General features: G+C 45.1%; 1 protein-coding gene and 1 pseudogene. One reads left to right on the forward strand and one right to left on the reverse strand.

Annotation, left to right across the window (positions count from 1 at the left end):
* Positions 1-307: pseudogene (locus Q0277_RS08210) on the reverse strand (serine/threonine transporter SstT); the annotation flags it as partial.
* Between the two features lie 144 nt (positions 308-451).
* Between Q0277_RS08210 and metK the strand changes: the two are divergent.
* Positions 452-1,651 (forward strand): methionine adenosyltransferase, encoded by a 1,200-nt coding sequence (metK, locus tag Q0277_RS08215; RefSeq protein ID WP_297997162.1) that lies wholly within the window; start codon positions 452-454, stop codon positions 1,649-1,651.
* Positions 1,652-2,409: the final 758 nt, after the last annotated feature.

The raw sequence follows: 2,409 nt of genomic DNA on the forward strand, positions 1-2,409 counted from the left end.
CAATATATAGAACAACCACGCGTTTTAAGCCGCTTGCACTGCCGTATTGTTTATTTACGATCGAGCTTAAAATCAAGATAAAAACTAAAATCGGAGCGACCGCTTTAAGGGCGCCTACGAATAAATTTCCTAAAATTTCCGCGAAGTTTACCAAGCTTATCAAAAGCGGAGTATGCTCGGCCGTAACGCTGCCCGCCGAGGAACGCGCAGCAAAGCCCAAAATAGCGCCTATTATCAAGCCGGTAACTATACGCAGCACCAGATTTTTATCTTTGTAGCTGGCTACTAATTTTTGAATCGAACTCATTTTTTACCTTTCAATCAAAACGTCGTTTGAAATATATCGAAATTTTATTTAAGCGCATTTAAATTTGGGCGAAATTTCGCAATTTTTAGTTAATCTTAAAACCTCGTTAGATAAAATGACGCGAAATTTTAATTAGGAGCAGATATGTATCTATTTACCAGCGAGGTCGTAAGCCCCGGACATCCGGATAAGTGCGCCGATATCATCGCAGATAGCATCGTGGATGAAATTTTAAAACAAGATCCCAACGGACGCGTCGCAGCAGAGGTTTTCATCGCAGGCAAACACGTAGTAATCGGCGGCGAAGTAAACGCCAAGGTCGATTTTACCCACGACGATTATCGCCACATCGTAAAGGGTGCGCTTGGCGAGATCGGCTACAACGACAACCCCTACTTCACGCGCGCACAGTGCCTGCATCCGCAGGATCTGCAAGTGGACGTATTTTTAAACCAGCAAAGCCCCGACATCAACCAAGGCGTCGATCAAGATGGCGGCGAGATCGGAGCGGGAGATCAGGGCATAATGTTCGGCTTCGCAAGCTGCGAAACGAAAAATTTTATGCCGGCTGCGATTACCTACGCAAGAGCGCTTTGCGATCACGTTTATGCCTACGCAAAATCCCATCCTAACGAGCTTGGCGTCGATATTAAGACGCAGGTTAGCGTCGATTACGGCACGAAGAGCAATTTTGAGGAGTGCAAGCCGCAAAGCATCCATACGATCGTGGTTTCCGCGCCATGCGTCGAGAGTATGAGTATCGAGCGCGTCCGAGATCTGATCGGAAATTTAATCGATTCTGCAGGGCTTCCGAAGGAGCTTTACGACAAAAGCAAAACGATCATCTACATCAACCCGACCGGCCGCTACGTAAATCACAGCTCGCTTCACGATAGCGGCCTAACGGGGCGCAAACTGATCGTAGATAGCTTCGGCGGCTACAGCCCGATAGGCGGCGGCGCTCAAAGTAGCAAAGACTACACTAAGGTCGATCGTAGCGGGCTTTATGCGGCGCGCTATATCGCTAAAAATATCGTTGCCGCAGGGCTTGCGAAAAAATGCATCGTCCAGCTCAGCTACGCAATCGGCGTCGCAAAGCCCGTCAGCGTCAGCGTCGATTGCATGGGGACAAATTTAGGCGCGGCGAGCGACGATGAGCTATCTGCTTTCGTGCTTGAAAAATTCCCGCTCACGCCGCGCTGGATCATCGATAAATTCGGTCTTGATCGCCCGGGCAAAGAAAGCTTCCTCTACGCCGACGTCGCAGCGCGCGGACAGGTCGGAAACGACGAATATCCGTGGGAGCAGCTTGATAGCGTGGAGCTTTTTAAGGCTTTGAAATAAAATTTTACGCTTTGCAGTAGCGCCTTTTTTAGCTTACGACATTCGCTAGACTTGCAGCAGCGAGCCTAGCTCAATATTCCTACGCGGCTTTGCATGCCATGTAGTTTTATCGCATCCCAAGAAATAGCGTTGCGGCAAAATTCTCCATCAAAATTCTAAGCCATGAAATTTAAGAGTTTTCGCAGGTAGAATCGAATTTTAAAATTTTAAGCCTAACTCGCGCAAAATTTTAAAATTGGCGCGGTGAAATTCCAAGGCTGAGCCCGTCTTAGTTTAGTGATAAATTCTAACTAGAGCAGGCTTTAAAAAAATTTTCACGCAAGCTTTTAAATTTACAATCGCTTAAAATGAAATTTGACCTATAAAATTTTTTCTAACACGCTTTTTACTTAATCTCCGAAAGACAAAATTTTAAATTCTCATTGCTTGTGATATTTAAGCGTGTAAATTTTAAAATTTTGCATTTTATTTGAAGTTTGCCGCTTTTATTTAGCAAGAAAACCCCCGAAGCAAATTTCATTTAAAAGCGGTATCGGCAAGACAAAAACATTAAAATTTTAAAATGTGGAATTTATGAACGCTACTGATTTGAAATCTCAGATTAGCACGCTTCGCCAAAGCTCCTACGCTAACTACGCGAAATGAAAAAGTAAGATTAATTCGCCTAGCGCGATGGTCGCCCGCAAGCAAGCACGGCGGAATATCAAGCTCGACTTATTGACGCTATAAATATCGCTCACCGACATTTTCATACCTAA

The organism is uncultured Campylobacter sp., from assembly GCF_938030815.1.
Classification (GTDB): domain Bacteria; phylum Campylobacterota; class Campylobacteria; order Campylobacterales; family Campylobacteraceae; genus Campylobacter_B.